This is a genomic window from Telluria aromaticivorans (genome assembly GCF_013003915.1).
In the GTDB taxonomy this organism is placed as follows: Bacteria; Pseudomonadota; Gammaproteobacteria; order Burkholderiales; family Burkholderiaceae_D; genus Telluria; species Telluria aromaticivorans.
Window position 1 is genome coordinate 772,427 of sequence record NZ_JABAIV010000001.1, and the last position, 26,160, is coordinate 798,586.

Genomic DNA, 26,160 nt, shown 5'->3' on the forward strand with positions numbered 1-26,160 from the left:
CCGCACTCCGCCTCCGGTTCCTTGCCTCCCAGCAGCCCCCAAAATCAATCCCACGCCCCTCCCCAGCGTTATAATGGCGTGTTTTTCTGAAACACGCGCTTAGTGCCTCCTTCAGACCATACAAGACAGGTAGATAATAAAATGACTGAACTGACCCCTCTCCGCCATATCCCGCAAACCAACGTGTTCCGCAAAGGCGACGTGTTCGTCCTGTTCGGCGAACTGTTCGGCCGCGGTTACGTAAACGGCCTGATCGACGAGGCGCGTGCTGCAGGCATGACCATCGTTGGCATCACCGTCGGCCGCCGCGACGAGACCGGCGCCCTGCGCGCGCTGGACGCGGCAGAACTGGCGGAAGCGGAAGAAAAGCTCGGCGGCCGCATCATCAACGTGCCGATGATGGCCGGTTTCGACATGGACGCCCCCGAAGGCGAGCAGAACCCGACCGAGATGCTCTCGAAGATCACCCTGAAGAGCTGGCAGGAAGACAAGCTTGACTGGGAAAAGATCGAAGCCTGCCGTGAAGCGGGCGTGCGCCGCTTTACCAGCTCGGCCGCCACCGTCATGGCCGAGATCGACAAGCTGGTCCCGGAAGGCGCCAACGTCTTCTTCGCCCACACCATGGCCGGCGGCATCCCGAAGATCAAGGCTTTCCTGGCCATCGCCAACCGCATCTACAAGGGCCGCGGCGAGCGCTTCATGTCCTCGCGCGCCCTGCTGGAAAGCGACCTGGGCAAGCTGATCCTGATGAACTTCGACGAAGTCACCGCCAACACGCTCAAATACCTGATCGATGCATCGAGCACGATCCGCGAGCGCGTGACCAAGGCCGGCGGCGAAGTGCGCTACACCGCCTACGGCTACCACGGCACCGAGATCCTCATCAAGGGCGAATACCAGTGGCAGACCTACACCAACTACACCCAGGGCTATGCCAAGATGCGCCTGGAGTCGGTGGCCCAGGCCGCCTGGAACCAGGGTGTGTATGCAACCGTGTTCAATTGCCCGGAAATCCGCACCAATTCGTCGGACATCTTTGTCGGCGTCGAGCTGTCGCTGTTCCCGCTGCTGGTCGCACTGAAGAAGGAAGGCGGCGGCGCCTGGGCCGACCAGCAATGGCAAATCTGCCAGGACCTGCTGGGCGAAGGCACTTCGCTCGAATCGCTGTTAGATTCCATCGAGCGCTATAACAACGACGCCACCAGCGCCGAGTTCCGCAACTTCGAAGCCTGGCCTATGGACAACACGCCGGCCCTGGCCGACGTCATGATCGGCACCTCGGAAGCGATCACCGCCCTGCACAAGGACAAGAAAGCATTGATTACGGACCACCTGTCTTCGCTGGTGCTGGAAGGCGCTGGTCCGCTGATGTTCTACGGCGCATCGGAAAAGATCGCCCCGGTCGTGTGGCTCAGCCACGACATCATCGCGCGCCAGTTGAACGAACTGCATAAGTAAGACTTGACGCATGGACGGCGGGGCACAAGAATCTGCCCCGGCCTCCCCTTCTTCTCTCCAGGTAATTATGATCTTCTCGAAAAAGCACAACCTCTACGAATCCGAGCACACCAGGTTCATCAAGGAACTGAAAGCGCAAACGCCCGGCATGGAAGAGCGCCAGCTCGAAGGCCGTTCGCTGCTGTGGGACAAGGCCCCGCAGTCGCTCGACGAGCAGGAGCGCGCCAGGCAGTCGCACCTGCGCCAGAACGCCTACCCGTACCAGAACAAGGTCTGAGGCAGGAAGCGCCCCCATGCTGCCAGAGCAGGCCGAGCACCAGCTGCCGGCCGATCCCCAGCACGAAGGGGCGCCACCCTCTGATGCGCCAGACGCGCCTGCCGCCCCGCCTGCGGACGCGGCCATCGCCCGCCTGTACGGCGAGCCGCTGACGCGCCTGCCCACCGACCTGTACATCCCGCCCGATGCGCTGGAAGTCTTCCTCGACGCCTTCGAAGGGCCGCTCGACCTGCTGCTCTACCTGATCCGCAAGCAGAATTTCAATATTCTCGACATCCCGATGGCGCAGGTCACCCTGCAATACCTGAAATATGTCGAGCAGATCCGCCAGCACAACCTGGAACTGGCCGCCGAATACCTGCTCATGGCGGCGATGCTCATCGAGATCAAGTCGCGCATGCTGCTGCCGAAACGCCACGACGAACTGGTCGAGGACGTGGGCGACCCGCGCGCGGAACTGGTGCGGCGGCTGCTGGAATACGAGCAGATCAAGGTGGCCGCGGTCAACCTGGGCGGCGTGCCCCAGGAAGGCCGCGACTTCGTGCGCCCGCAGCTTTTCGTGGAACAAGGGCTCGCGCCAAACCTGCCCGACGTCGACCCGTGGGATTTGCAGCGCGCCTGGCTCGACGTGGTGCGCCGCGCCAAGCTGACCCAGCACCACCGGATCGGCCGCCAGGAACTGTCGGTGCGCGAACACATGTCGGCCATCCTGCGCACCCTGCAGTCGCAGCGCTTCGTCGAATTTTCCGAACTCTTCGCTGGCCAGCACACGGTGCCGATCGTGGTTGTACACTTTATCGCCATGCTTGAACTTGCAAAGGAAACCTTGATCGAGATCACGCAGGCAGAACCATTTGCGCCGATCTATGTCAGGCTGGCCTATTCTCCGGCTTGAAGGCCGGTTACTTTATCTGTACCCATAGCTCATGAAAATCATTTCCTCCATCGACGAATTGCGCGACCAGTTGCGCGGCCAGCTGCGCACCGCCTTCGTGCCGACGATGGGCAACCTGCACGAAGGCCATCTGTCCCTGATGCGCCTGGCGCGCAGGCACGGCGACCCGGTGGTCGCCTCGATCTTCGTCAACCGCCTGCAGTTCGGCCCGAACGAAGATTTCGACAAATACCCGCGCACCTTCCAGGACGATGTCGCAAAACTGGAAAAGGAAGGCGTCTACGTGCTGTTTGCGCCGACCGAGAAGGACATGTACCCGGAACCCCAGGAATACCGCGTACGCCCGCCTGACGGCCTCGGCAACACGCTGGAGGGCGAGTTCCGCCCCGGCTTCTTCGACGGCGTGTGCACGGTCGTGACCAAGCTGTTCTCCTGCGTGCAGCCGCGCGTGGCCGTGTTCGGCAAGAAGGATTACCAGCAGCTCATGATCATCCGGAACATGGCGCGCCAGTTCGCCATGCCGACCGAGATCATCGGCGCCGAAACCTTCCGCGCCGAAGATGGCCTGGCGCTGTCTTCGCGCAATGGCTATTTGTCGGAGACCGAGCGCCTCGAGGCGCCGGCCCTGTACCAGCAGCTCAACGCTGTCGCCGCCGCGATGCGCGCCGGCGGCCAGGATCCGCTCGCGGTGGAACGCGCGGCGATGGAACAGCTGGCCGCACGCGGCTGGAACCCGGACTACGTCTCGATCCGCAAGCAGATGGACTTGCGCGCCCCATCGGCGGCCGACCTCGACGCCGGCGCCCCGCTGGTGGTGCTCGCGGCAGCCAAGCTCGGCGCGACCCGATTGATTGATAATCTGGAAATCTGAGCAACATAGCAAAAAAATATCTATGCTTGCGAAATTGCAAGATCGGGAAGGATGGCCTTATACTTGTCCGCGCGCTTCGTTAGTTGTCTAGACAAAGCGCTTAACCAAGGAATTTGCCGTGAACGCAATCGTTACCCCCCAGATCCGCAAAGGCCCGCCCAAGCCGTCCGATGCGCTCAGCCGTATCGGCGGCAAGGCCGAACCGCATGAAATGCACGACCCCTTCGACATCGGCGAAGCGCTCACCACACTGTCGCTGTCGGGCGAAGCGGTGACGGTGTTCCCGGCCGGATGGGTAGAGCCGCTGCTGGCGCGCATCGCGTCGGTGGACCCGGAGCTGCCGCATTTCGTATTCGACTTTACCGGCAGCGAGCTGCCCCCCAGCGGCAAGGCGATCCTGGTCGCTTCCTTGGGGGGTAACGCCAAGTTGCAGTTCGAGCTCGACCAGCAGTGGAAGACCCTCCCCGGCCAGCCGATGCACGTGGCGGCCGAATTTCCGCCGTCCTGCATGGTGCTGAACCGCCGCGCAGCGCGCCGCGTCGAAACCCCGGTGGGCGTGAACTACACCGCCGTGTTCCGCTGCAACGGCAAGCTGGTCGACCTGCCGCTCTACGATTTTTCGGAGACCGGCGTCGGCCTGCGCGCCACGCCGGAACAGGTGTTCGGGCTGCATGTAGGAAAAAAACTGGAAGGCGTGCGCCTGGAGCTGGGGCCGAACCTGACCCTGACCGCCGACCTCGAAGTGCGCCTGCTGCGCCCCTTCCGCACCTTCCTGCTAGGGGAACAGGTACAGATCGGCTGCAGCTTCTCGACGATCTCGATGCAGATGAAGGAGACGCTGGAGCGGTTCGTGACGAGTGGGGCGGTGGAGCGGCGCGCTGTTGCGCGGTAGGGACTAAGGGTAAGCCCAAATGCCGGTCACTCAAGAGCCGCCGGTGACTCGTAGGGTGGGCAATTCGTAATTCAGGGCATTGCCCTGAATGACCTTGCCCGCGCGTCCAAACTACGGTGCTGCAGCCCGTGCGCCGGCTCATATTGCAACTATCACCGCGCGGGGTAATCTGGTCCAGTGGAGCAGATTACAAGCCGCCCACCCCAACGTTTCTCACTAATTGACTGGCATTAGGGTAAGCCTTGAAATTGGTTCCCGCCTACGCGGGAACGACGGTTTTTAAGGTAACGCTGTCGAAGCCGGAGGCGCTGCTCTCCCTCAACATAAATCAAGGTCATCCCCGCGCAGGAGCAACCAATGCCACTGGCATTGGTTGCTCCAAGTTGACTTTTACGCCGCCACGCTCTGCGCCCACGCCAGCGCCGACAAATGCGCCTTGTTCACTTCCTGCGGACTGATGTCGAGCGAAGCCGCCAGCGAGGCCACCAGGTTCGAATTGAGCTCGCAGGCCTCGGCCAGCGCCAGGTAGGGCCCGTAGATGCCCTCGCGGCGCAGCAGGGCCTTGACTACCTCGTCCGGCAGCGGCACCGTCTCCAGCACCTCTTTCATCGGCAGGCCGAGCAGGCGGTCGAGCAGCGAGAACATGCCTGCCACGAACAAATTCTCCCCCTCCCCGCGCGCCAGCGCTTTTTGACCCAGCAGCTCGGCCAGGCGGCCACGGATCACGGCCGTTTCCATCAGCACCGGCGAATAGCCGCTCTGGCTGGCCGTGGCCAGCAGCAGCACCAGCCAGCGGTACAGCGGCGCATAGCCCATCAGCGCGATCGCCTGGCGCAGCGACTGCACCTCGCGTCCGGCGCCGAATCCGGCCGAATTAATAAATTGCAGCAGCTTGTAGGTCAGTGCCGGATCGCGCTTGAGCACGTTCTCGATCTTCGGCACGTCTTCGTTGTTCTGCACCATCTGCATCAGCTGCAGGATGACGCTCTGGGTGGCATTCATGCCCTTGACCGGGTTGCCGGGCCGCGGCGTCAGGTGCAACTTGCCGACAAAGGCGTCCAGGCCGAGTGCGGCGCAGGCGTCGAAATCGGCCCAGGTCGCCACTGGGCGGCCCACCATGCGCATCGCGGCATGCTTGGCGGCGGCATAGGTGCGCGCCTGCGCCGCCACTTCCACGCCGGTGAATTGCACCTCGACATACGAGGCATAGGGCGAGAGGTTGCGGCCCAGCAGGTTGATATCGGCCCCGCGGATCGACACACCCACCCCGCCGACGCGCACTGCCGCCACCGCCGAACGCACGTTCGGGTCGGTCAGCTTGCGGATGTGCAGGGTCAGGACGGTGCGCTCTGGCGGCAGCGCGTGCAGCGCATCGAGCGAAAGCATTTCCGGGACGGCGTCGAGGAAGAGGATCTTGTCGCGCAGCAGCCAGCCCTGTTCGGGATGCATGACGTGCTCGGCGACGAAGCCGACCAGGTCTTCGAGTTCCTGGTCGGTCGGGATCTTGCCGTCGTTGTGCTGCCACGACAGCTCGTAGCCAATGACCCGCTGCTTCGGGTCGAGCAGCGGTTCACGGACGATGAAGTTTGTTTGGTGCATGTGGGCGCGTAGTGGAACCTGTAACGAGGCCGGAAGGAAACCGCGGCCCGACGCGCGTCAGAAGCCGAGGCTGTCGAGCAGATCGTCGACCTGGCCCTGGTCGGCCACGACTTCCTGCTTGCCTTCCGGGTTGATCTGCGGACCGTTGAGCAAGCCGTTGTCGAGCTCGCGCTTGATTTCGTCCGGCGCGAAGTCGACCAGCACCTGCACCAGCTGCTTCTCGAGGTTCTGCGCGATGCCCGTGATGCGGCCGATCACCTGGCCGGTCAGATCCTGGAAGTCCTGGGCCATCATGATGTCCATCAGCTGCCCGCGCGTGGCCACAGCCCCGGCGCGCGATTCGTCCAGGCCGGCGATCGTGCGCTGCGCCAGTGCGCGCCACTCGGCTTCGCAGGCACCCTTGTCCAGCAACGACTGCCACGAGGCGGACAGGTCGCTCGAGCGGGTTTCGATGGCGTCCTGCACCGGGCCGGCCGCGTCGGTGGCGTCCAGCACTTTCTTGGCAGCCTGTTCCGACAGGCGCGCCACGTAGTCGAGGCGGTCGCGGGCATCGGGGATGTCGCTTGCCGCCTTCTCGATCAGCTTGTCGAGGCCCAGGCCGCGCAGGTTCTCGTGGAGCGCGCGCGTCATGTGCCCGATACGGCTCAGGACTTCCTCGTTGGAAGCCTGCACGCCTGCGGCAGTCTGCTCAATCATCTCAGCCGGCCTTGTCCATTTTTTCGAAGATCTTGTTGAGCTTCTCGTCCAGCGTGGCGGCCGTGAACGGCTTGACCACGTAGCCGCTGGCGCCTGCCTGTGCGGCCGCGATGATGTTTTCCTTCTTCGCCTCGGCGGTGACCATCAGCACTGGCAGCTTGGCCAGTGCGGGATCGGCACGAATGTTCTGCAGCATGGTCAGGCCGTCCATGTTCGGCATGTTCCAGTCCGAGACCACGAAGTCGAATTGCTCGCTGCGCAGCTTGGCCAGGCCCATTACGCCGTCTTCGGCCTCGTCAACGTTGGCGTATCCCAATTCCTTCAACAGATTCCGGACGATGCGGCGCATCGTCGAGAAATCGTCAACAACCAGAAAACGCATCTTTGGATCAGCCATAAATTACTCCGTTGAATCTTATACTTTGGTTTAAATGGTGGGCGCCGTTTCAAGCCCGATGGAGCAGTCTTGTTCGAACAGCCTCAAGCAGCCTCAAGAATAGCATTTTTGTTGCCGTACGGCGATAAAATGGCAGCAATACACCTGTATCCGCATCAAACGCGCAACGCCCGGCTGCCTTGCGAGGCCAAATGGTCGAGTACCATGCGCGGCAAGGCCTGCAAGGGCCCCACTTCGTGGGCTGCGCCGATGGCGATTGCCTCGCGCGGCATGCCGAATACGACGCAGCTTGCCTCGTCCTGGGCAAAATTGTGCGCTCCCGCGTTGCGCAGGTCCAGCATGCCCGCGGCGCCATCCTTGCCCATCCCGGTCAGGATAACACCAACGGCGTTTTTGCCCGCCGCCTCGGCAGCGCTGCGAAACAGCACGTCCACCGACGGCCGGTGCCGGTTGACCGGCGGTCCCTGGTCGAGCCGCGTCATGTAGTTGGCGCCCGAACGGGCCAGCAGCAGGTGCGAGTGGCCGGGCGCGATATACGCGTGCCCTGGCAACACGCGCTCGTTGCCCTGCGACTCGCAGACGCTGATCTTGCACAGGGAATCGAGGCGCTTGGCGAAGGAGCTGGTAAAGCCTTCGGGCATGTGCTGGGCAATCAGGATGCCCGGGCAGTCCGAGGGCATCTGCATCAGGAATTCGCGGATCGCCTCGGTGCCGCCGGTGGAGGCCCCGATGATGATCAGCTTCTCCGACGAAATCAGGGGGCTGCGCAGGGCCGCCAGCTGGCCTGAGGCCGGAGCCGGCTGCAGCGTGCGGGCCTTGACGCGGGCACGGGAGGCAGCACGGATCTTTTCGGCGATCAGTTCGGTGTACTCGCGCATGCCGGTCTGGATCGAGATCTTCGGCTTGGTCACGAAGTCCACGGCGCCCAGTTCCAGCGCGCGCATCGTGATTTCCGAACCGCGTTCGGTCAGCGAGGACACCATCAGCACCGGCATCGGGCGCAGGCGCATCAGCTTTTCCAGGAAGTCGAGGCCGTCCATCTTCGGCATCTCGACGTCGAGGGTCAGCACGTCGGGATTGTGGCGCTTGATCAGTTCGCGCGCGACCAGCGGATCGGGGGCCGTGGCCACCACTTCCATGTCGGGCTGGGAGTTGACGATCTCGCTCATCACGCTGCGAATCAGCGCGGAGTCGTCGACGATCAGCACTTTGATAGTCATGAAGCGTCCTTTCAGAACAAATCGATGGCGCCGCCGACCGGCTCGACCTTGAGCCGCTTGGCGTAGTCGAGTTCGCGCTTGGCGAGCGTATCGTTTTGGGTTTGCATCAGCTTCTTCACCAGTACCTTGCCGGTCTTCGGGAAGAAGTACACCTTGCGCGGGTAGATATCGTTCAGGTCTTCGGCCAGCACCGGGATGCGCTCGGTCTTCAGGAAATTCATCACGAAGGCCGCATTGCGTTCGCCCACGTTCATCGCCGTGAAGCCGCGCAGCACCGCGCCGCCGCCGAACACTTTGGCTTCCAGGTGCTCGCGCCGCGCCCCCGCCTTGAGCAGGTCGTTGATCAGGATCTCCATCGCGAAGCTCCCGTAGCGCATCGAGGCCGACACCGGGTTATTGACGTCGCCGCCGTCGGGCAGCATGAAGTGGTTCATGCCGCCCAGGCCGGTGATCCGGTCGCGGATGCAGGCCGACACGCAGGAGCCGAGCACGGTCACGATCAGCATGTTCTTGCCGGTGTAGTAGTACTCGCCCGGCAGGATCTTGGCCGCGTCGCAGTCGAAGGTGCGGTCGTAGTAGACGTTGGTGGCAAACTGGTTATTCATGATCTGCTCACGCGCGGATGGCGCGCCCGGCCCCGTCAAGCTCGTACACCGTCTTGCCGCGCAGGCGCAGCGAATCCGACACGTACAGGAAGTTTTCGGAATGGCCGGCAAACAGCAGCGCGTGCGGTTTCATCAGGGGCACGAAGCGCGCCAGGATCTTGCGCTGGGTGTCCTTGTCGAAGTAGATCATCACGTTGCGGCAGAAGATCGCGTCGAACTGGCCTTCCAGCGGCCAGCCGTCGGCCAGCAAATTCAATTGGCGGAAGGTGACCAGCTGGCGCAGTTCCGGGCGAATGCGCGCCATGCCTTCGTTGGCGCCCTTGCCGCGCATGAAGAAGCGTTTCAGGCGCTCCGGCGCCAGCTTTTCCATGCGTTCCATCGGGTAGACCCCGGCGGCGCCGGTGGCCAGCACATTGGTGTCGATGTCGGTGGCCACGATCTGGACCGGCGGCGTGAGCGTGTTGAAGGCTTCGCAGGCGGTCATCGCGATGGTGTAGGGCTCTTCGCCGGTGGAGGCGGCCGAGCACCAGATCTTGATCGGCCCGTTATCGCGGCGCTTGACCGCTGCCAGGTGTTCGGCCAGCAGCGGGAAGTGGTGCGACTCGCGGAAGAACGAAGTCAGGTTGGTGGTCAGCGCATTGGTAAACGCTTCCCATTCGGCCGCCATGCGTCCTGCTTCCAGGTCGTCGAGGTAGCGCACGAAGGACTGGATGCCGGTGGCGCGCAGGCGCCGCGCCAGGCGGCTGTAGACCATTTCCTGCTTGCTGTCGGCCAGCGAAATGCCGGCGCGCTCATAGATCAGCGCGCGGACCCGTTCGAAATCATTTTTCGTGAAGTCGAATTCCTTGACCGTATCGGTTTTTTGCTGCGGCACGTGGTTGCCTCTTCGTTGCTGTGTGCCCGGGTAAGCGGGCTTGCGTTACTGTGTTGCGTGCCAAAAACCGTGTTTCGTAGGGTGGGCGGATTCCGCCCACGCGTTCAATCACGGCAATGCTGCCTGCGCGATTGCTCGCCCTCGTGCTGAACGCGCGGTCGGCGGAGCCGACCACCCTACGATCATGCTGCCAGCTTGTCCATCAGGCCCATCTCGCCCGACGACATCAGCTTGTCGATGTCGACCAGGATCAGCATGCGCTCGTCCACCGTGCCGAGGCCGATCATGTAGTCGGAATTGAAGGCGCTGCCCATTTCCGGGGCCGGCTTGATCTGGTCCGGGGTGAGCGTGGTCACGTCGGAGACGCTGTCGACCACCATGCCCATGATGCGGCCGGCGATGTTCAGGATGATCACGACGGTGAACTGGTCGTACACCGGGGTGCCGAGCTTGAACTTGATGCGCATGTCCACCACCGGGATGATGATGCCACGCAGGTTGATCACGCCCTTGATGAATTCCGGGGCATTGGCGATGCGGGTCACGGCTTCGTAGCCGCGGATTTCCTGCACCTTCAGGATGTCGATGCCGTATTCCTCGGAGCCGAGGGTAAAGGCCAGGAATTCGCTGCCTGCGCCGTCGTGCGCGGCGCCGTCGGCCGGCTTGTGGTTTTGTACATTAGACATGTTCAGGTCCTCTAGGTGTAAATGATTATAGGATGGCGGCGCCATCGACCAGCTGGCGCGACGAACGCACCAGTGCTGCCACATCCAGGATCAGGGCGACACCGCCGTCGCCCAGGATGGTGGCGCCGGAAATGCCGGCCACCTTGCGGTAATTCGCTTCCAGGTTTTTCACCACCACCTGCTGCTGGCCCACCAGTTCGTCGACGAACAGCGCCGCCTTCTTGCCCTCGGTCTCGAGGATGACGACGATGCCTTCGGACGGGTCGGTGATGCGCGGGCTGATCTCGAACATCTGGTACAACGGGATCAGGGGCAGGTATTCGCCACGTACTTTCAGCACGCTGCCGCGGCCGGCGATCTCGCGGATGTCTTCCGGCTGCGGCTGCAGCGATTCGACCACGAAGGAGAGGGGCAGGATATAGACCTCGTCGCCGCTGCGGATCGACATGCCGTCCAGGATCGCCAGCGTCAGCGGCAGCGAGATCGAGATCGTGGTGCCGAAGCCGCGCGCCGAACGGATGTCGACCGTGCCGCCCATTGCCATGATGTTGCGCTTGACGACGTCCATGCCGACACCGCGGCCGGAGACGTCGGTCACCTGCTCGGCGGTCGAGAAGCCGGGCGCGAAGATCAGCTGCCAGACATCCGAATCGCTCATGTTGTCGGACACCGCCAGCCCGTTTTCAGCCGCCTTGGCCAGGATGCGCTCGCGGTTCAGCCCCCCGCCGTCGTCCGCCACCTCGATGACGATGTTGCCGCCCTGGTGGCCGGCCGACAGGAACAAACGCCCTGCCTCCGACTTGCCGGCCGCGGCGCGCGCGGCCGGCATCTCGATGCCATGGTCGATGCTGTTGCGCACCAGGTGGGTCAGCGGGTCGACGATGCGTTCGATCAGGCCCTTGTCCAGTTCCGTCGCCGCACCGTTGGTAATGAAGTCGACCTTCTTGCCGAGCTTCGAGGCCAGGTCGCGCACCATGCGCGGGAAGCGCGAGAACACGAAGTCCATCGGCATCATGCGGATCGACATCACGGCTTCCTGCAGCTCGCGCGTGTTGCGTCCCAGCTGGCTGATGGAATTGAGCAGGCGCTCGTTTGCCATCGGGTCCAGGTTGCCACTGCGCTGTTCGAGCATGGCATTGGTGATCACCAGCTCGCCGATCAGGTTGATCAGCTGGTCGACCTTCTCGACCGAGACGCGGATTGAAGACGATTCTGCGCCCGGATCCTTGCGGGCCGCTTTTTTTTCAAGCGCCAGTTCGGCGGCCGTTTCCGAGATTTCGATCGGGTCCGGGCGTTGCACTGCTACCGCCTGCTGCGGCGCCTCGCTGGTGATGCCGGCTTGCGCGCGGATCTGTTCGATCGGCTGGAAGAAACCGTAGCCGCGCTCGTCGTCGGACAGGTCGTCCTCGACCTTGTTCGAGGTATCGTCGTCGAAGTCGAAGAAGCCGTAGCCCTGGTCGTTCTCGATGCGCTTGCGTTCCGCCGCCTCCAGCGCGCGCTGCTCCGGCGTGAGGGCCGGCGCCTCGAAGATCTTCAGGTCTTCGGGGTTCAGCACGAAGGAGCAGATCGCGATGACGTCGTCCAGGCTTTCGTGGGTAGTGATAATGATCGCGCTGCGCCCGCCGTCCAGCGGCGTAACCTTGGCGCGGCCCATCAGGCCCAGTTCATCGACCAGGGCGCAGATGTCGCGCTGCTCGACCGGCGGCAGCTCGATCTTGTAGCGGTGCGCACCTTCGGTCGGATGATGGGTCTTGGCATCCAGGGTGAGATAGGACGGCACCACGCTAGGGGCCTGCGGCACCAGGCCCTCGGCAAGGTCGTGCAGCACCATGCGCACGTTGGCGACGGCTTCGTGGTCGACGGTGGCGCCGTGGCGGTGGCCGTCGAGCTGCATCTTGAGGCTGTCCTTGGCCGCCAGGAAGGCGTCCACGTGGTTCGAGGTCAGCGCCATCTCGCCCTTGCGGATGCGGTCCAGCAGCGACTCGAGCACGTGCGTGACTTCGCTCATGTCGCTCAAGCCGAAGGTCGATGCCCCGCCCTTCACCGAGTGGGCGGTGCGGAAGATCGCGTTCAGGTCTTCCGGGTCGGGCGTTGCGACATCGACGCCTAGCAGCAGCCGCTCCATCTCGGCGAGCAGCTCTTCTGCCTCGTCGAAAAAGACCTGGTAAAACTGGCTGATGTCGATCGTCATGTTGCAATCCCTTGAATAGCCTGCTGCGTCATCGCCTTAGCCAATGACTTTTTTCACTACTTCAATTAAACGCTGCGGATCGAAGGGCTTGACCAGCCAGCCATTGGCGCCGGCGGCGCGGCCCTTGGCCTTCATCTCGTCGGACGATTCCGTGGTCAGCATCAGGATCGGGGTCTTGGCGTAGTTCGGCAAGGTGCGCAGGGTCTTGATCAGCGACAGGCCGTCCATGCGCGGCATGTTCTGGTCGGTCAGGACCAGGTCGACGCTTTGCAGCTTCGCCTTGTCGAGGCCATCCTGGCCGTCGACGGCTTCCACCACGTTATAGCCAGCGGCCTTGAGACTGAACGCCACCATCTGGCGCAGCGAACTGGAATCGTCGACCGCGAGAATCGTTTTTGCCATATTTTGCTCCTGCTGTTTTAAGTCCGGACATCCGGTTATAGGTATTGTGGCCACCAAACTCAGAAGAGTTCGATGTCCCCGCTTTCGAGATGCTGCTGTTCGACCGACTTGCGCAGCATGCTGCGCAGCTCGAGCGACTGGATCGCCAGCGCCATGCTGACCTTGCCCAGGCGCTCGACGATTTCTTCGCTGTCCGTTTCCGGGGCGATGTCCGCCCCATGTTCGCTCAGCGTGCCGAGGAATTCCCGCAGTCCGGCCACGCGGCGCAGCGTGCGGTCGATCAGCTGGCTGGTCATGTCCTGGAACTGCATGCTGGTGATTGCCGTATTCACGTGCTGGCCGATCTCGCCCGACATATCCGCCAGGTGGGCGCTGTCTTCCGCGCTCGGCGTACCGCCCGCCAGCAGGCGGTTGATCGCTTCCTGGCGCGTGCCGACGGCGGAGTGGATCGCCATGAAGCTGCTGGTCAGCTTGTCGATGGCTTCTTCCAGCAGCAGTTCGGTCTGCAGCAGGTCGGTCTCGACCTCGGTCAGGTGGCGGCGGCCGTGCACGGCCACGCCCGAGAGCAGGCGCTTCACATGCGATCCGAGTATCTTTTTTCTTGTCATGGTCATTTTCCTGGCCGGCTAGTTCTTCACCGGCGCGCCGGCGGCGGCGAGTGCCGCTTCCGCTGCCGCCTGGGGTTGCTGCGCGGGCACTTCGATGCTGGCGTTGTCGCGCTGGACGGCCTCCTCGGTGCGCTTGTTCATCACGATGATGCTGATGCGGCGGTTGACCGGGTTGAACGGGTCGGCGCGGTCGAGGTGGGCGGCCGCGGCCAGGCCCACCACGCGCAACACCTTGTCGTCCGACAGCCCGCCGCGCACCAGCTCGCGGCGGGAGGCGTTGGCGCGGTCGGCCGACAGTTCCCAGTTGCTGTAGCCGGCGTCGCTCACATACGGCGTCGAATCGGTATGCCCCGACAGGCCGATCTTGTTCGGCACTTCGTTGAGGACCATGCCGATCACATTCAGGATCTCGCGAGTATAAGGCTGCACCTCGGCCCGGGCCAGCGCGAACATCGGGCGGTTCTGCTCGTCCACGATCTGGATGCGCAGGCCTTCGCTGGTGATATCCAGCAGCATCTGGTTCTTGTACTTCTTGAGCAGTGGATTGACTTCGATGACCGACTCGATCTTGGACTTGAGCGACTGCAGGCGGTCGGCTTCGGCCTTGGCCACTTGGGCCTTGGCCGCTTCCAGGTTATAGGTCTTCGAGCTCGGGTCGATGTCGCCTTTCTTCACCTGGCCGTTGCGGCGGGTCAGGTCGGTGCCGCCGCCCTTGATCACGGACGAGGAGTCGCCCGAACCGGAGCCGCCCGCCATCGCCACCTTCAGCGGCGTCGCGAAGTATTCGGCAATGCCGTTCAGGTCGCCCTTGGCGGTCGAGCCGAGCAACCACATGAGCAGGAAGAAGGCCATCATCGCGGTCACGAAGTCGGCATAGGCGATCTTCCAGGCGCCGCCATGGTGGCCGGCGGCGACCTTCTTGATGCGCTTGACGACGATGGGGCGCATGCCTTCATCGGCCATGGCGCGCTCCCGTCTTCAAGAAAATGGATTGAACAGGCATCGCTGGCTTACTTCTTCTTCTTGATGTGTTCTTCGAGCTCGGCGAAGGTCGGGCGCTCGGTCGAGTACAGCACCTTGCGGCCGAATTCGACGGCCAGCGCCGGCGCATAGCCGTTCAGGCTCGCCAGCAGCGTGACCTTCACGCACTGGAACATCTTGGTCGATTCTTCCAGCTTCTGTTCGAGGATGTTCCCCAGCGGGCTCACGAACGCGTAGGCCAGCAGGATGCCAAGGAAGGTACCGACCAGCGCTTTCGCGATCAGGATCCCCAACTCGGCCGGCGGCAGGCCCACCGATTCCATCGTGTGCACCACGCCCATCACCGCGGCGACGATACCGAAGGCCGGCAGGCCGTCGCCGACCTTGGCGATCACGTGGGCCGGAATCGCGCCTTCGTGATGGTGGGTCTCGATCTCGTTGTCCATCAGGTTTTCAATCTGCATCGCATCCATGTTCCCCGACACCATCAGGCGCAGGTAGTCGGTCATGAATTCGATGATGTGGTGGTCGGCCAGCACGGCCGGGTATTTCGAGAACAGCGGCGAAGCCTCGGGCGCCTCGATGTCGCCTTCGATCGACATCAGGCCTTCCTTGCGCACTTTCGACAGCACGTCGAACTGCAGCGCCATCAGCTCCATGTACATCTCGCGCGTGTACTGGGAACCCTTGAAGATGGATGGAAAAGCCTTGGCGGTCGCCTTGACGGTCTTGATGGTATTACCGACGAAGAAGGCGCCGACCGCGGCGCCGCCGATCATCAGGAGCTCGATCGGCTGCCACAGCGATGCGAGGTGGCCGCCGGCCAGGGCGAAGCCGCCGAAGACGCAGGCGCAGACGATGACGTAACCGATAATGACTAACAAGGGATTCCCGCTCCAGAAATGCCGGGAAATCGCTCCTCGGCTAGCCAAACAAAAAAAGTGATTTCAAGCAAAGTTGATGCAGGGAACCACTCTAGCGGGAGAACGGCCTGCGGGCAAGCAAAAAGGCCTGGTTTGTCGCCTAAAAGTGCCAGATATGGAGGGCCGGGCCGCCCTCTGTGGGATAGACGGTACGGTTCGGTAAACGATCGTCAATGCCGAATTCGTAACTGACCAAGATTGACCCGGGCTGCATCTCGCGCGCGGCCTTGCGCCACAGCGCCGGCATGGCGGCCGGCGACAGGTAGGCGAAGACGATATCGAAGCGGGCGAAATCGAGGTCCCCGTAATCGCCACGCATGAAATGCGCCCCGCTGCCGGCCAGCCACGCGCGCATCCGGCTGATGAACCAGGGCAGCGGCGCCAGCTCGATGCCTAGCGCCTCGATACCGGGACGGCGCTCCTGCACGTTGAGCACGAAGCCGCCGAGTCCACTGCCGATGTCGATCACGCGCACCGTTCCTGCCGGGGGCAGCAGGCCGGCGACCGCATCCCAGACCGCGCGGTTGGACGGGTAGTACGGCACCTGGGTGCGGTAGGTGGACCAGTACAGCAGTAGCAGGAACAGGAAGACGGCGAGGAAGGCGAGCGGCGGAATCGCCAGCTGGGCCGCACCGAACAGGGCCAGCGGGAACAGCAGCTGGATGACGCGCCACCAGCTGGCCAGGCCGCGCCACCAGGTGAGACCCGCGGCGATGGCGCCTTGCACGATGGCGACGATGAGGTAGGACATCGGCAAGCCGGCGCTGGCAAGGAGCCAGACCGATGCGAGCGTCAGGGGAAATGCGGCGATCTGCAGTAACAGAGCCGATACGGCGGGTTTCACGTAGGGTGGGCGGGTCTCCCGCCCACGCGGTCAGCCAGCTTGTGAATAGCCGCTCGGCCTCGACTCACCCGGTAGTTGACCGCGTGGACAGGGAAGCTGCCCACCCTATAACCCCTCCGAAGCCTGGCTTGCAGCAGCATCGGCCGCGTCCTGCGCGTCCTGCGCGTCTTTCGCATCCTTCGCCTTGCGCGTCTTGCCGGCGCGCGAAGGCATGTGGCACAGGCCGCACAGGTAGTCCGAGTTGAGGTCGAGGGCGTTGACGATGAACTTGCCCTGGCACTTGCCGCACGGGGCCAGCACCAGCATGCCGCTCTGGAAGAAGCGCACCAGCGTCCAGGCGCGGGTGAGCGAGAGCAGCGGCTCTTCGCCCGGTTCAGGCGGCATTTGTTCGAGATAGAGCTTGTAGGCCTTCATCACTGCCTGGATACCGGTTGCGCCGGCATGTTCGACCAGGAAGTTATGGATATTGATGAACAGCGAGGAATGGATGTTGGGCTGCCAGGTCAGGAACCAGTCCGTGGAAAACGGCAGCATGCCCTTGGGCGGGGAGACACCCTTGAGTTCCTTGTAGAGCTTGAGCAGGCGCTCGCGCGAGAGCGAGACTTCGGTTTCGAGCAGCTGGAGGCGCGCGCCCAGGTTGATCAGCTCGATGGCGAGCCCGATTTCCTGCGCTTCGGATACGACGCTTTTCTTGCTCATTGCTGCTCCCACCTACGTGTTGCTTGCATTGCGGCCCCGGCGGGACCGCATGAGCGGGAATTATACGATCTCTTCAGCAGGCTGGCCGGCCATCAGGATGGCGGCGTGCGACTGGGCCAGGCTGCGGTCCTTGGTGTGGCTGGTCAGCATCGACAGGATGGCGGTGTCGTCGAAGCGGAAGCGGGCCAGCATCATGTTGCCGCCGGCGAGCTTCAGGATCTGGGCATTGCTCATGCCTTCGATCAGGTCGGCGATGTCGGCCGAGACGCCGAGACGGAAGATGGCGGTGACTTTATCAGCACGGATCATCTGCTGCGCAAGCATCAGGTAGCTCAGGTTTGCGTCGCGAATTTCAGCCATCATGTCGTTCATCGTCATTTCTATCTCCGGTATCCGTTGTGTCGGCGACTTGCGTGTTGCCGATGAGATAGATTTTGACTGTGGAGCAACTTTTGAGGAATTGGACGAAGTCTGTATTTTGCGTCCGATAATGACGGACAGGACCCGTAGGAGTTTGTCTGACAAACCCTGCTGGATCGCTCTGGCGCCCCTATGAAAACAGGGCTGGTGAGGTGCCGGGACTCGGCTTGGATTGCGTGCGCCTGACTGTGGGTCTGTCGTGCGCTTGCTACGATTTACGTCAAGCTTTCCGGGAACTTTAGGGTTTTCGCAAAATATTTTTCCGAAAGCCCAAAACTGCACCGGTATCTCTTTAACGGAGCGGCTGGCAGGAACTTTAGGGTTTTTCGAAAATATTTTATCAAGACCCTTTACCGCGCTTCTGGTAGGGGTAACGGCTGGGCTTTCGGGAACTTTAGGGTTCTCTCGAAAAAATTTTCAAATAATTTCATTGGCCCGAAAAACCTTATCGTTGAGTCAACAATGCGGGACGGCGGCAGCCGGAACTTGCTACACTGCGGGGCTCACAAAGCTTCAGGCCTCAACCGTCCGCAAACGCAGTGCTTTCGCCGGCGTTCTGCGGGGGGTTTTGCGTGAACCATCATTGAAAGAACCTGCATGACGATCGCTTCTTCCCTCCCCGTCACCCGCGACGCCTGCGTCGCGCGCGACAAAGCCGACCCGCTGCGCGCCCTGCGCGAGCGCTTCGACCTGCCGCCCGGCGTCATCTACCTCGACGGGAACTCGCTCGGCGCCCGCCCGAAGGCCGCCTTGCAGCGCGTGCAGGACGTCGTGACCCGCGAATGGGGCAATGACCTCATCAAAAGCTGGAACACGGCCGGCTGGTTCGACATGCCCAAGCGCCTCGGCAACCGCCTGGCGCCGCTGATCGGCGCCTTGGCGGGCGAAGTCGCCGTCACCGACACCACCTCGCTCAACCTGTTCAAGGCGCTGGCCGCCGCGCTGCACCTGCAGGCGAATGGCCCGGGCCGGGAGCGTCGCACGATCGTCACCGAGCGCAGCAACTTCCCGACCGATATCTATATGGCCGAAGGCCTGGCCCAGTGGCTCGAGCGCGGCTACCGGGTGCGACTGGTCGACTCCATCGAGGAGCTGCCGGGCGCCGTGGACGAAGACTGCGCCGTGCTGATGCTCACCCACGTCAACTATCGCACCGGCTACCAGCACGACATGGCGCTACTGACCCGCCATGCGCACGCACAAGGCGCGCTGGCGGTCTGGGACCTGGCCCACTCGGCCGGCGCGGTGCCGCTCGACCTGCATGCGGCGCAAGCCGACTTCGCGGTCGGCTGCACCTATAAATACCTGAACGGCGGCCCCGGCGCGCCGGCCTTCATCTGGGTGCCCCGGCGCCACCAGGAACGCTTCGCCCATCCGCTCACCGGCTGGTGGAGCCATGCGAAGCCCTTCGCCATGTCGCACGGCTTCTCGCCTTGCGACGGCATCGGCCGGGCCCTGTGCGGCACCCAGCCGGTGGTCTCGCTGGCCCTGGTCGAATGCGGGCTCGAAGTATTCGAAGAAACCTCGATGGCGGCGATCCGCGAAAAATCGCTGGCACTGACCGACTTGTTCATCGAGCTTGTGGAAGCCACCTGCGCCGGTCACCCGCTCGGGCTGGTCACGCCGCGCGAGCACGCGCGCCGCGGCAGCCAGGCCAGCTTCACCCACCCGCACGGCTATGCGGTGATGCAGGCCCTGATCGAGCGCGGCGTGATCGGCGACTACCGCGAGCCGGAGATCATGCGCTTCGGCTTCACGCCGCTGTACACGCGCTTTGCCGACGTGTGGGATGCGGTGGCGATCCTGAAGGACATCCTCGACAGCAAAGCCTACGACGTCGCCCTCGAGCGCGGCGCAGTGACTTAAGGAGAGCCCATGAACGAGCAAGCGAACACCCGCCCGGGCTGCCCGATGGCTGCCGGTAATGATGACAATGCCGGCAAAAGCGCCGAATGGCATGGCGCCAAGCTGGACTTCAAGGAGTCGATGAGCTATGGCGACTACCTGGGCCTGGACCAGATCCTGTCGGCCCAGCACCCGCTCTCGCCGAACCACAACGAGATGCTGTTCATCATCCAGCACCAGACCAGCGAACTGTGGATCAAGCTGATGCTGCACGAGATGCAGGCGGTGCGCCAGAACCTGCGCGAGAATAAGCTGCAGCCGGCCTTCAAGATGCTGGCGCGGGTGGCACGCATCATGGACCAGCTGGTGCATGCGTGGGACGTGCTGGCGACCATGACGCCGCCCGAATACACCGCGATCCGCCCTTACCTAGGCGCCTCGTCCGGCTTCCAGTCCTTCCAGTACCGCCAGCTGGAATTCATCCTCGGGAACAAGAACGCAACATTGGTCGGCGTACACGAGAAATTCCCGGAAGCGCATGCCATCCTCGATCGCGAACTGCACACGCCCTCGGTCTACGACGAGGCGGTGATGCTGCTGGCGCGCAGCGGCTTCGCGGTGGCGCCGGAGCGCCTGGCGCGCGACTGGACCCGGCCGACCGAGCCGGACGACAGCGTCAAGGCGGCCTGGCTGGGCGTCTACCAGGACACCGAGCGCCACTGGGCGCTGTACGAGCTGGCCGAGAAGCTGGTCGACCTGGAAACCGCCTTCCGCTTCTGGCGCTTCCGCCACGTGACCACGGTCGAGCGCATCATCGGTTTCAAGACGGGCACCGGCGGCACCTCGGGCGCCAGCTACCTGCGCAAGATGCTCGACGTGGTGCTGTTCCCGGAACTGTTCGCGCTGCGCACTGCACTCTGAGCAGAGACGCTCGACCGCACAGCCGTAAAAAAAGCCTCATGCAGAGGCTTTTTTTACGAGGCTGGCAGCCAGCCCGGTCCCGCTTCAGTCACCGACGACCAGGAACGGGTCCGCTTCGACTTCTTCCGCCCACATCGGCTCGACTTCTTCCGGCAAAGCTGGCTCGGCCTGCTCAACCTGCTCAACGATCGGTGGGCAAACACCACTGCATTTCGGCTTGGCCGGAGCTGCCATGGCCGCGGTAGCGAAAGCAGCGACGGCGAGGGCAAGAACGATTTTTTTCATTGCTGATCCTGTTGATAGTTTCGGAAAAGAGCCTGGTGGAATTATTTCGGCTCTACAACTAGTATAGGCACCCATGGTGAGCATGTAAATGCACAACGGGTAGACTGGCGAGCCTGTGAAATCCAGCCTGTAGAGCATCGCTTGACATCCGGCCTCCGGCCGGGTGTATGATCGCCCCTGTTGTCATGATTTACAGAAACAATGTCTTCCTTACAAGATTCGCTCGACCGGCCTTTCTCGCTCTACCTCGACTTGACCCGGCTGCTGGCCGCGGTCGCGGTCGTCCTCGCGCATTTCCGGTACAACGCGATCATCCCCGACGACGCCTGGAGCTTCCTGCCCTACCTGGGACGCGAAGCCGTGATCGTCTTCTTCGTGCTGTCGGGGTATGTGATCGCTGCCAGCACTGCGCAACGCCGCCCGTCCGCACGCGACTACGCCGTCGCGCGCCTGTCGCGCGTGTATTCGGTGGTGCTGCCGGTGCTGTTCCTGGCGCTTGCCTGCGCCGCCGCGCTGCGCGCCTGGACCGGGTCTGTAGGAAACGCGGGCTATGTGCTCGACAAGCTGTACGTCTACCTGCCCTTCCACCTGCTGTTCCTCGGCCAGCACTGGCAGTTGACCGAAGTTCCACCCTTGATGATTCCCTACTGGTCGCTGGGCTACGAAGCCTGGTACTACCTGCTGTTCGGGCTTGCCTGCTACCTGCGCGGCACGCGCCGCAAGGTGGCTATCGCGCTGGTCCTGGCCATCATGGGTTACAAGATGTGGCTGCTGCTGCCGGTATGGCTGAGCGGCGCCTGGCTCTACCGCCATTACCGCGCGCCGCTGCTGGCCCCGAGGGCCGCGCGCCTCGGCTGGCTTGCCACCTTGCTGGTATTCGGCCTGTATGTCGGCACCGACGCCGAAACTGCCCTGCGCGCGGCGGGAACGGCCTGGTGGCCGTTCGACTCCCTGCCGCTGGGCAGCGCCGACCGCTTCCTGGCCGACTATGTCGTGTGCGCCATCGTGCTGGCCAATTTCGCCTGCGCGCGCGATGCGCAGTTCTCGGCGCTGGTGCGCCATGCCCAGGCATGGCGCCTGGCGGCCTCGCACACCTTTACCCTGTACCTGTCGCATTCGCTGGTGATCGCCCTGTGGCTTGCACTTTACCCGCATGACCCGCGGTCAAGCGTGGACATACTGGGGCTGGGGGTCGCCATCGTCGTCGTCACGGTGGCGCTGGGCGCGGTGACCGAACGCCGGCCCCACCTCTACCGCGCCCTGTTCGGCCGCCTGCTCGGTGCAGGCCGCAGCCCTCCCCTGGCATCGGCCGCAGTGCGCGAGCCCCGCGGCTGAATCACCGGCGGCCGATGCCGCGCGCTGTTTTTCGACGTACAATCGACCTTGATCTTTTACCAAGGGCGGAGGCGTAATGAAGTGCGACGTACTGATCGTATCGGGCCTGTGGAATTCCGATCCCGGGCACTGGCAAACCCAATGGCAGGGGCATTACCCCAACTGGACCAAAGCGTCGCACCGGGACTGGAACTGCCCTGGCCGTGACGAATGGGTGGCCGAGCTGGACGCTGCCATCGCCGCCTGCCAGGGCGCACCCATCCTGGTGGCGCACAGCCTCGGCTGCATGCTGGTGGCGCACTGGGCGCAGAGCGGCTCGCCGTTGAAAGTGGCCGGCGCCTTCCTGGTCGCACCGAGCGATGTCGAAGCTCTCACCTACCCCGTGCCGGCCAACGGCTTTGCCCCGATTCCGCAGGCAGCCCTGCCCTTCCCCAGCATCGTGCTGGCCAGCGCCAACGACCCGTATATCACCCCCGGGCGTGCGCAGGCCCTGGCATCGAGCTGGGGCAGCCGGCTGGTGGACATCGGCGACGCCGGCCACGTGAACACCGAATCCGGCCACGGCGCCTGGCCCGAGGGCGAGCGCCTGCTGCAGGAGTTCTGCGACGAGATCGGACAGTAATCCGATGACCGTCTTGCATACCGCGCGCCTGCGCCTCGAACCGACTTGCCCCGACCACTACGCCGGCCTGCGCGTGCTGAACGCCGATCCCGCGGTGGTGCGCTTCATCGGCGGCAAGCCTGATTCACCCGAAGAAACCCGGGCCATGATCGAGCGCGTGCAGGGACGCTGGCAAACCTTCGGCTATTCGTGGTGGAGCTTCATCGAGCAGGATTCGGGCGAGCTGGTAGGCGCCGGCTGCATCCAGCACCTCGGGCACATTCCAGCCAACGCGCATGAAATCGGATGGCGCCTGCGCCCCGACCGCTGGGGGCGCGGCTATGCGGCCGAAGCCGCGCGGCGCATGGCGGCGTTCGCGTTCGACGAGCTGCGGGCGCCGCTGCTGGTCGCGATCTGCGATCCTGGCAATGTCGATTCGGCGCGCGTGATGGAGCGGCTTGGCATGCGTTACCAGGGTGAAGAAACGTGGGATGCGCAGGCGGTATCGAGGTACGAGGTAAGCCATGCAGGCTTTATCGGCAGCTTGGCGGGGTCGATATGAAGACCTACCACGGCAGCTGCCATTGCAAAAGCGTGCAGTTCGAGGCCGACATCGATCTCGGCCGGGGTACGATCAAGTGCAACTGCACCATCTGCACCAAGATGCGGTTCTGGGCGGTGCAGGTGCCATCCAGTACTTTCCGGCTGGTGCGGGGTGCGGACGCGCTGCGCGAATACCGCTACGCCACGCGCCGCGATGCCCACTATTTTTGCGGCCGCTGCGGCATCAATACCTTCTCGACCGGCGAGTCCCCGGCGCTGGGGCCCTTCCACGCGGTGGTGCTGGCCTGCCTGGACGACGCCACGCCCGAGGAACTGGCCGCGGCGCCGGTACGTTATCTCGACGGCCGCAACGATAACTGGGTCACGCCGCCGGCAGAGGTGCACCACCTCTGAGCCGGGACGAAAAAAAACCGGGGCGCAGGCCCCGGTTCCGTGTGCGGCTCAGACGCAGCTTTATGCCGTCGTTGCCAGCAGCATCTCGTTCAGGCGCTTCACGAACGAGGCCGGATCGCTCAGGCTGCCGCCCTCGGCCAGCATCGCCTGGTCGAACAGGATGTGCGACCAGTCGGCGAAGCGCGTGCCCGCCGCATCCTCGTACTTCAGGCGCGTCACCAGCGGGTGGTTCGGGTTGATCTCGAGGATGGGCTTCGACTCCGGCGCATCCTGTCCGGCCGCCTTCAGCATGCGCAGCAGGTTACCCGACAGTTCGTTCTCGTCGGCGACCAGGCAGGCAGGCGAGTCGGTCAGGCGGAAGGTGACGCGCACGTCCTTGGCCTTGTCGCCCAGGGCGCCCTTCATCTTCTCGACCAGCTCCTTGTAGCCTTCTTCGGTCTCGGCATGTTCCTTCTTCTCGGCCTCGTCTTCCAGCGAACCGAGGTCCAGGCCGCCCTTGGCCACCGACACCAGCTCCTTGCCTTCGAATTCGGTCAGGAAGGACAGCATCCACTCGTCGACGCGGTCGGTCATGAGCAGCACTTCGACGCCCTTCTTGCGGAAGATCTCCAGGTGCGGGCTGTTCTTCGCGGCGTTGAAGCTGTCGGCGGTGACGTAATAAATCTTGTCCTGGCCTTCCTTCATGCGGGCGATGTAGTCCGCGAACGACACGGCCTGCTCGCTCGAGTCGTTCGAGGTCGATGCGAAGCGCAGCAGCTTGGCGATGCGGTCCTTGTTGGTCGCGTCCTCGCCGATGCCTTCTTTCAGCACCTGGCCGAACTCTTTCCAGAAGGTGGTGTATTTGTCCTTGCCGGCCTGCTCGTCGGCGTTCGCCATTTCTTCCAGCATGCCCAGCACGCGCTTGGTCGAGCCTTCGCGAATCACCTTCACGTCGCGCGACTCCTGCAGGATCTCGCGCGAGACGTTCAGCGGCAAATCGCTCGAATCGATCACGCCTTTAATGAAGCGCAGGTAGGTCGGCATCAGCTGGTCGGCATCGTCCATGATGAAGACGCGCTTGACGTACAGCTTGATGCCGGCACGCTTGTTGCGGTCCCACAGGTCGAACGGCGCGTGGCTCGGCACGAACAGCAGCTGGGTGTATTCGCTGCGGCCTTCGACCCGGTTGTGGGTATAGGTCAGCGGTTCCTGGAAGTCGTGCGAGACGTGCTTGTAGAACTCGTTGTACTGTTCTTCGGTGACGTCGGCACGGTTACGGGCCCACAGCGCGCTGGCCTGGTTGACGGTCTCGACCTCGTCTTTCAGCACGGTCTGCTTCTGCTCTTCGTCCCACTCTTCCTTCTGCATCACGATCGGCAGCGAGATGTGGTCCGAATACTTGCGGATGATCCCCTTGAGCTTCCACGACGACAGCAGCTCTTCTTCGCCGGCGCGCAGGTGCAGGATCACGTCGGTGCCGCGGCCCGGCTTTTCGATCGACTCGATGCTGTAGTCGCCTTCGCCGGTCGACTCCCAGCGCACGCCTTCCGAGGCGAACGCGCCGGCGCGGCGGGTGTTGACGATGATCTTGTCGGCCACGATGAAGCCCGAGTAAAAGCCCACGCCGAACTGGCCGATCAGGGCCGCGTCCTGCTGCTGGTCACCCGAGAGCTTGCTGAAGAATTCCTTGGTGCCCGACTTGGCGATGGTGCCAAGGTGCGAGATGACCTCGTCGCGGCTCATGCCGATGCCGTTGTCCGAAATCGTGATGGTGCGCGCGTCCTTGTCGAACGAGACCTTGATCTTGAGCTCGTGGTCGTTGCCGTACAGGGCATCGTTATTGATCGCTTCGAAGCGCAGCTTGTCGGCCGCGTCGGATGCGTTCGAGATCAGTTCGCGCAGGAAAATCTCCTTGTTCGAATACAAGGAGTGGATCATCAGTTGCAGCAGCTGTTTTACTTCTGCTTGGAAGCCAAGGGTTTCTTTTTCGGCGATAGCCATGTTGTTCCTCGTGGTGGTTCAGGTTAAACGGATTGCAGCCATATAGGGATGGCGAAAGCGATTTCAAGGCCTGTTTTACAAAGGCAATGTTGCAATTATTTTAACCCAGCAGGGCAACTGCGGCCAAGCCCTCCCCTGGCAGGCCCAGCGCTGCCAGTAAACGTGCCGGGTGCGGCTGGCTGGACGTACAATATCGGCTTCATTCACCGCATCCATTAAAACCATGTCCGTCTACGACAAACTCAAAGAACTGAACATCACCCTGGCCGCACCGGCCACCCCGGCCGCCGCCTACGTCATGTACGTGCAGACAGGTAATCTCGTGTTCATCTCGGGCCATATCGCCAAGAACGCGGACGGCTCGCCGAACGCCGGCATCCTGGGCCGCGACAAGACCACCGCGGATGGCCAGGCCGCCGCGCGCTCGGTCGCGATCGACCTGATGGGCACCTTGCAGGAAGCCGTCGGCGGCGACCTGTCGCGCGTCAAGCGCATCGTCAAGGTCATGAGCCTGGTTGCCTCGACCCCGGAATACAACGAACAGCACCTGGTCACCAACGGCTGCTCGGAACTGATCGGCGAAGTGTTCGGCGATGCCGGCAAGCACGCGCGCTCGGCCTTCGGCGTGGCTTCGCTGCCGCGCGGCACCTGCGTCGAAATCGAAATGATCGTCGAAGTCGCATAACATTTGTTTAGGC

Annotated in this window: 29 protein-coding genes; 12 read left to right on the forward strand and 17 right to left on the reverse strand. The window is 63.2% G+C overall.

Features of this window, described 5'->3' with window-relative positions; genetic code table 11:
* The first annotated feature begins 141 nt into the window (after window positions 1–141).
* The 5 genes from HGB41_RS03535 (at window position 142) to HGB41_RS03555 (ending at window position 4,393) form a co-directional block, all read left to right on the forward strand.
* On the forward strand, window positions 142–1,458 hold the full coding sequence (locus HGB41_RS03535) for an enoyl ACP reductase FabMG family protein (protein WP_171081096.1): 1,317 nt from the start codon (window positions 142–144) through the stop codon (window positions 1,456–1,458).
* A gap of 67 nt (window positions 1,459–1,525) precedes the next feature.
* Window positions 1,526–1,735 carry a DUF3460 family protein gene (locus HGB41_RS03540; protein WP_171081098.1) on the forward strand — a complete coding sequence of 70 codons (210 nt, stop codon included), beginning with the start codon at window positions 1,526–1,528 and terminating at the stop codon, window positions 1,733–1,735.
* Between the two features lie 16 nt (window positions 1,736–1,751).
* On the forward strand, window positions 1,752–2,630 hold the full coding sequence (locus tag HGB41_RS03545) for a segregation and condensation protein A (RefSeq protein WP_171081100.1): 879 nt from the start codon (window positions 1,752–1,754) through the stop codon (window positions 2,628–2,630).
* A 31-nt stretch (window positions 2,631–2,661) separates the two neighbouring features.
* Window positions 2,662–3,501 carry a pantoate--beta-alanine ligase gene (gene panC, locus HGB41_RS03550; RefSeq protein ID WP_171081102.1) on the forward strand — a complete coding sequence of 280 codons (840 nt, stop codon included), beginning with the start codon at window positions 2,662–2,664 and terminating at the stop codon, window positions 3,499–3,501.
* Window positions 3,502–3,619: 118 nt separating this feature from the next.
* Window positions 3,620–4,393 (forward strand): flagellar brake protein, encoded by a 774-nt coding sequence (locus HGB41_RS03555; RefSeq protein WP_371868433.1) that lies wholly within the window; start codon window positions 3,620–3,622, stop codon window positions 4,391–4,393.
* Window positions 4,394–4,783: 390 nt separating this feature from the next.
* Here the strand turns inward: HGB41_RS03555 and HGB41_RS03560 are convergent, their stop codons facing one another.
* The 15 genes from HGB41_RS03560 to flhD form a co-directional block, all read right to left on the reverse strand.
* Entirely contained in the window at window positions 4,784–5,992 is a 1,209-nt protein-coding gene (locus tag HGB41_RS03560) for an EAL and HDOD domain-containing protein (protein ID WP_171081104.1), read from the reverse strand.
* Between the two features lie 57 nt (window positions 5,993–6,049).
* Window positions 6,050–6,688 (reverse strand): protein phosphatase CheZ, encoded by a 639-nt coding sequence (gene cheZ, locus HGB41_RS03565; RefSeq protein ID WP_171081106.1) that lies wholly within the window; start codon window positions 6,686–6,688, stop codon window positions 6,050–6,052.
* A 1-nt stretch (window position 6,689) separates the two neighbouring features.
* Window positions 6,690–7,085 carry a chemotaxis response regulator CheY gene (gene cheY, locus HGB41_RS03570; RefSeq protein WP_171081109.1) on the reverse strand — a complete coding sequence of 132 codons (396 nt, stop codon included), beginning with the start codon at window positions 7,083–7,085 and terminating at the stop codon, window positions 6,690–6,692.
* Window positions 7,086–7,240: 155 nt separating this feature from the next.
* On the reverse strand, window positions 7,241–8,305 hold the full coding sequence (locus tag HGB41_RS03575; RefSeq protein WP_171081111.1) for a protein-glutamate methylesterase/protein-glutamine glutaminase: 1,065 nt from the start codon (window positions 8,303–8,305) through the stop codon (window positions 7,241–7,243).
* An 11-nt stretch (window positions 8,306–8,316) separates the two neighbouring features.
* Window positions 8,317–8,910, reverse strand: coding sequence for a chemoreceptor glutamine deamidase CheD (gene cheD / locus HGB41_RS03580; RefSeq protein ID WP_171081113.1), 594 nt, complete (start codon window positions 8,908–8,910; stop codon window positions 8,317–8,319).
* 7 nt (window positions 8,911–8,917) lie between these two features.
* Window positions 8,918–9,784 (reverse strand): CheR family methyltransferase, encoded by an 867-nt coding sequence (locus HGB41_RS03585; RefSeq protein ID WP_171081116.1) that lies wholly within the window; start codon window positions 9,782–9,784, stop codon window positions 8,918–8,920.
* A 182-nt stretch (window positions 9,785–9,966) separates the two neighbouring features.
* Window positions 9,967–10,470, reverse strand: coding sequence for a chemotaxis protein CheW (locus HGB41_RS03590; RefSeq protein ID WP_171081118.1), 504 nt, complete (start codon window positions 10,468–10,470; stop codon window positions 9,967–9,969).
* Window positions 10,471–10,495: 25 nt separating this feature from the next.
* Window positions 10,496–12,661, reverse strand: a complete 2,166-nt coding sequence (gene cheA / locus HGB41_RS03595; protein ID WP_171081120.1) for a chemotaxis protein CheA — start codon at window positions 12,659–12,661, stop codon at window positions 10,496–10,498.
* 36 nt (window positions 12,662–12,697) lie between these two features.
* Window positions 12,698–13,063: a response regulator gene (locus tag HGB41_RS03600; protein WP_171081122.1), complete on the reverse strand. Its 366-nt coding sequence runs from the start codon at window positions 13,061–13,063 to the stop codon at window positions 12,698–12,700.
* A gap of 59 nt (window positions 13,064–13,122) precedes the next feature.
* Window positions 13,123–13,671 carry a chemotaxis protein gene (locus tag HGB41_RS03605; RefSeq protein WP_171081124.1) on the reverse strand — a complete coding sequence of 183 codons (549 nt, stop codon included), beginning with the start codon at window positions 13,669–13,671 and terminating at the stop codon, window positions 13,123–13,125.
* A gap of 18 nt (window positions 13,672–13,689) precedes the next feature.
* Window positions 13,690–14,634, reverse strand: coding sequence for a flagellar motor protein MotB (gene motB / locus HGB41_RS03610; RefSeq protein ID WP_171081126.1), 945 nt, complete (start codon window positions 14,632–14,634; stop codon window positions 13,690–13,692).
* A gap of 47 nt (window positions 14,635–14,681) precedes the next feature.
* The gene (gene motA / locus HGB41_RS03615) at window positions 14,682–15,536 is read right to left on the reverse strand and encodes a flagellar motor stator protein MotA (protein WP_171081127.1); all 855 of its coding nucleotides are present in this window, start codon (window positions 15,534–15,536) and stop codon (window positions 14,682–14,684) included.
* A 139-nt stretch (window positions 15,537–15,675) separates the two neighbouring features.
* On the reverse strand, window positions 15,676–16,419 hold the full coding sequence (locus tag HGB41_RS03620; RefSeq protein WP_171081129.1) for a class I SAM-dependent methyltransferase: 744 nt from the start codon (window positions 16,417–16,419) through the stop codon (window positions 15,676–15,678).
* Between the two features lie 105 nt (window positions 16,420–16,524).
* A complete protein-coding gene (gene flhC / locus HGB41_RS03625; protein ID WP_171081132.1) occupies window positions 16,525–17,118 on the reverse strand; it encodes a flagellar transcriptional regulator FlhC in 594 nt (197 codons plus the stop codon).
* 60 nt (window positions 17,119–17,178) lie between these two features.
* The gene (gene flhD / locus HGB41_RS03630) at window positions 17,179–17,496 is read right to left on the reverse strand and encodes a flagellar transcriptional regulator FlhD (RefSeq protein WP_171081135.1); all 318 of its coding nucleotides are present in this window, start codon (window positions 17,494–17,496) and stop codon (window positions 17,179–17,181) included.
* Window positions 17,497–18,135: 639 nt separating this feature from the next.
* On the opposite strand from flhD, the gene kynU reads away from it, so the two are divergent.
* Together kynU and kynA are read left to right on the forward strand one after the other, a co-directional pair.
* Window positions 18,136–19,404: a kynureninase gene (kynU, locus tag HGB41_RS03635; RefSeq protein ID WP_171081136.1), complete on the forward strand. Its 1,269-nt coding sequence runs from the start codon at window positions 18,136–18,138 to the stop codon at window positions 19,402–19,404.
* A gap of 9 nt (window positions 19,405–19,413) precedes the next feature.
* Entirely contained in the window at window positions 19,414–20,304 is an 891-nt protein-coding gene (kynA, locus tag HGB41_RS03640; protein WP_171081139.1) for a tryptophan 2,3-dioxygenase, read from the forward strand.
* Window positions 20,305–20,388: 84 nt separating this feature from the next.
* Here the strand turns inward: kynA and HGB41_RS03645 are convergent, their stop codons facing one another.
* Window positions 20,389–20,589, reverse strand: a complete 201-nt coding sequence (locus HGB41_RS03645; protein WP_171081140.1) for a hypothetical protein — start codon at window positions 20,587–20,589, stop codon at window positions 20,389–20,391.
* A 201-nt stretch (window positions 20,590–20,790) separates the two neighbouring features.
* Here HGB41_RS03645 and HGB41_RS03650 point away from each other — a divergent pair, with 201 nt between their 5' ends.
* The 4 genes from HGB41_RS03650 to HGB41_RS03665 all read left to right on the forward strand — a co-directional run bounded on the left by HGB41_RS03650 (window position 20,791) and on the right by HGB41_RS03665 (window position 23,482).
* A complete protein-coding gene (locus HGB41_RS03650) occupies window positions 20,791–21,924 on the forward strand; it encodes an acyltransferase family protein (protein WP_171081142.1) in 1,134 nt (377 codons plus the stop codon).
* A 76-nt stretch (window positions 21,925–22,000) separates the two neighbouring features.
* Entirely contained in the window at window positions 22,001–22,546 is a 546-nt protein-coding gene (locus tag HGB41_RS03655) for an RBBP9/YdeN family alpha/beta hydrolase (protein WP_171081144.1), read from the forward strand.
* A gap of 4 nt (window positions 22,547–22,550) precedes the next feature.
* Complete coding sequence (locus HGB41_RS03660; RefSeq protein WP_171081146.1) at window positions 22,551–23,087, forward strand: GNAT family N-acetyltransferase; 537 nt, start codon at window positions 22,551–22,553, stop codon at window positions 23,085–23,087.
* The gene (locus HGB41_RS03665; RefSeq protein ID WP_171081147.1) at window positions 23,084–23,482 is read left to right on the forward strand and encodes a GFA family protein; all 399 of its coding nucleotides are present in this window, start codon (window positions 23,084–23,086) and stop codon (window positions 23,480–23,482) included. Before HGB41_RS03660 ends, HGB41_RS03665 begins: the two co-directional genes overlap by 4 nt.
* A 60-nt stretch (window positions 23,483–23,542) precedes the next feature.
* Here HGB41_RS03665 and htpG read toward each other — a convergent pair whose 3' ends face one another.
* Window positions 23,543–25,462, reverse strand: a complete 1,920-nt coding sequence (htpG, locus tag HGB41_RS03670; protein WP_171081149.1) for a molecular chaperone HtpG — start codon at window positions 25,460–25,462, stop codon at window positions 23,543–23,545.
* Window positions 25,463–25,685: 223 nt separating this feature from the next.
* Between htpG and HGB41_RS03675 the strand changes: the two genes are divergently transcribed.
* Complete coding sequence (locus HGB41_RS03675) at window positions 25,686–26,147, forward strand: RidA family protein (protein ID WP_171081151.1); 462 nt, start codon at window positions 25,686–25,688, stop codon at window positions 26,145–26,147.
* Window positions 26,148–26,160: the final 13 nt, after the last annotated feature.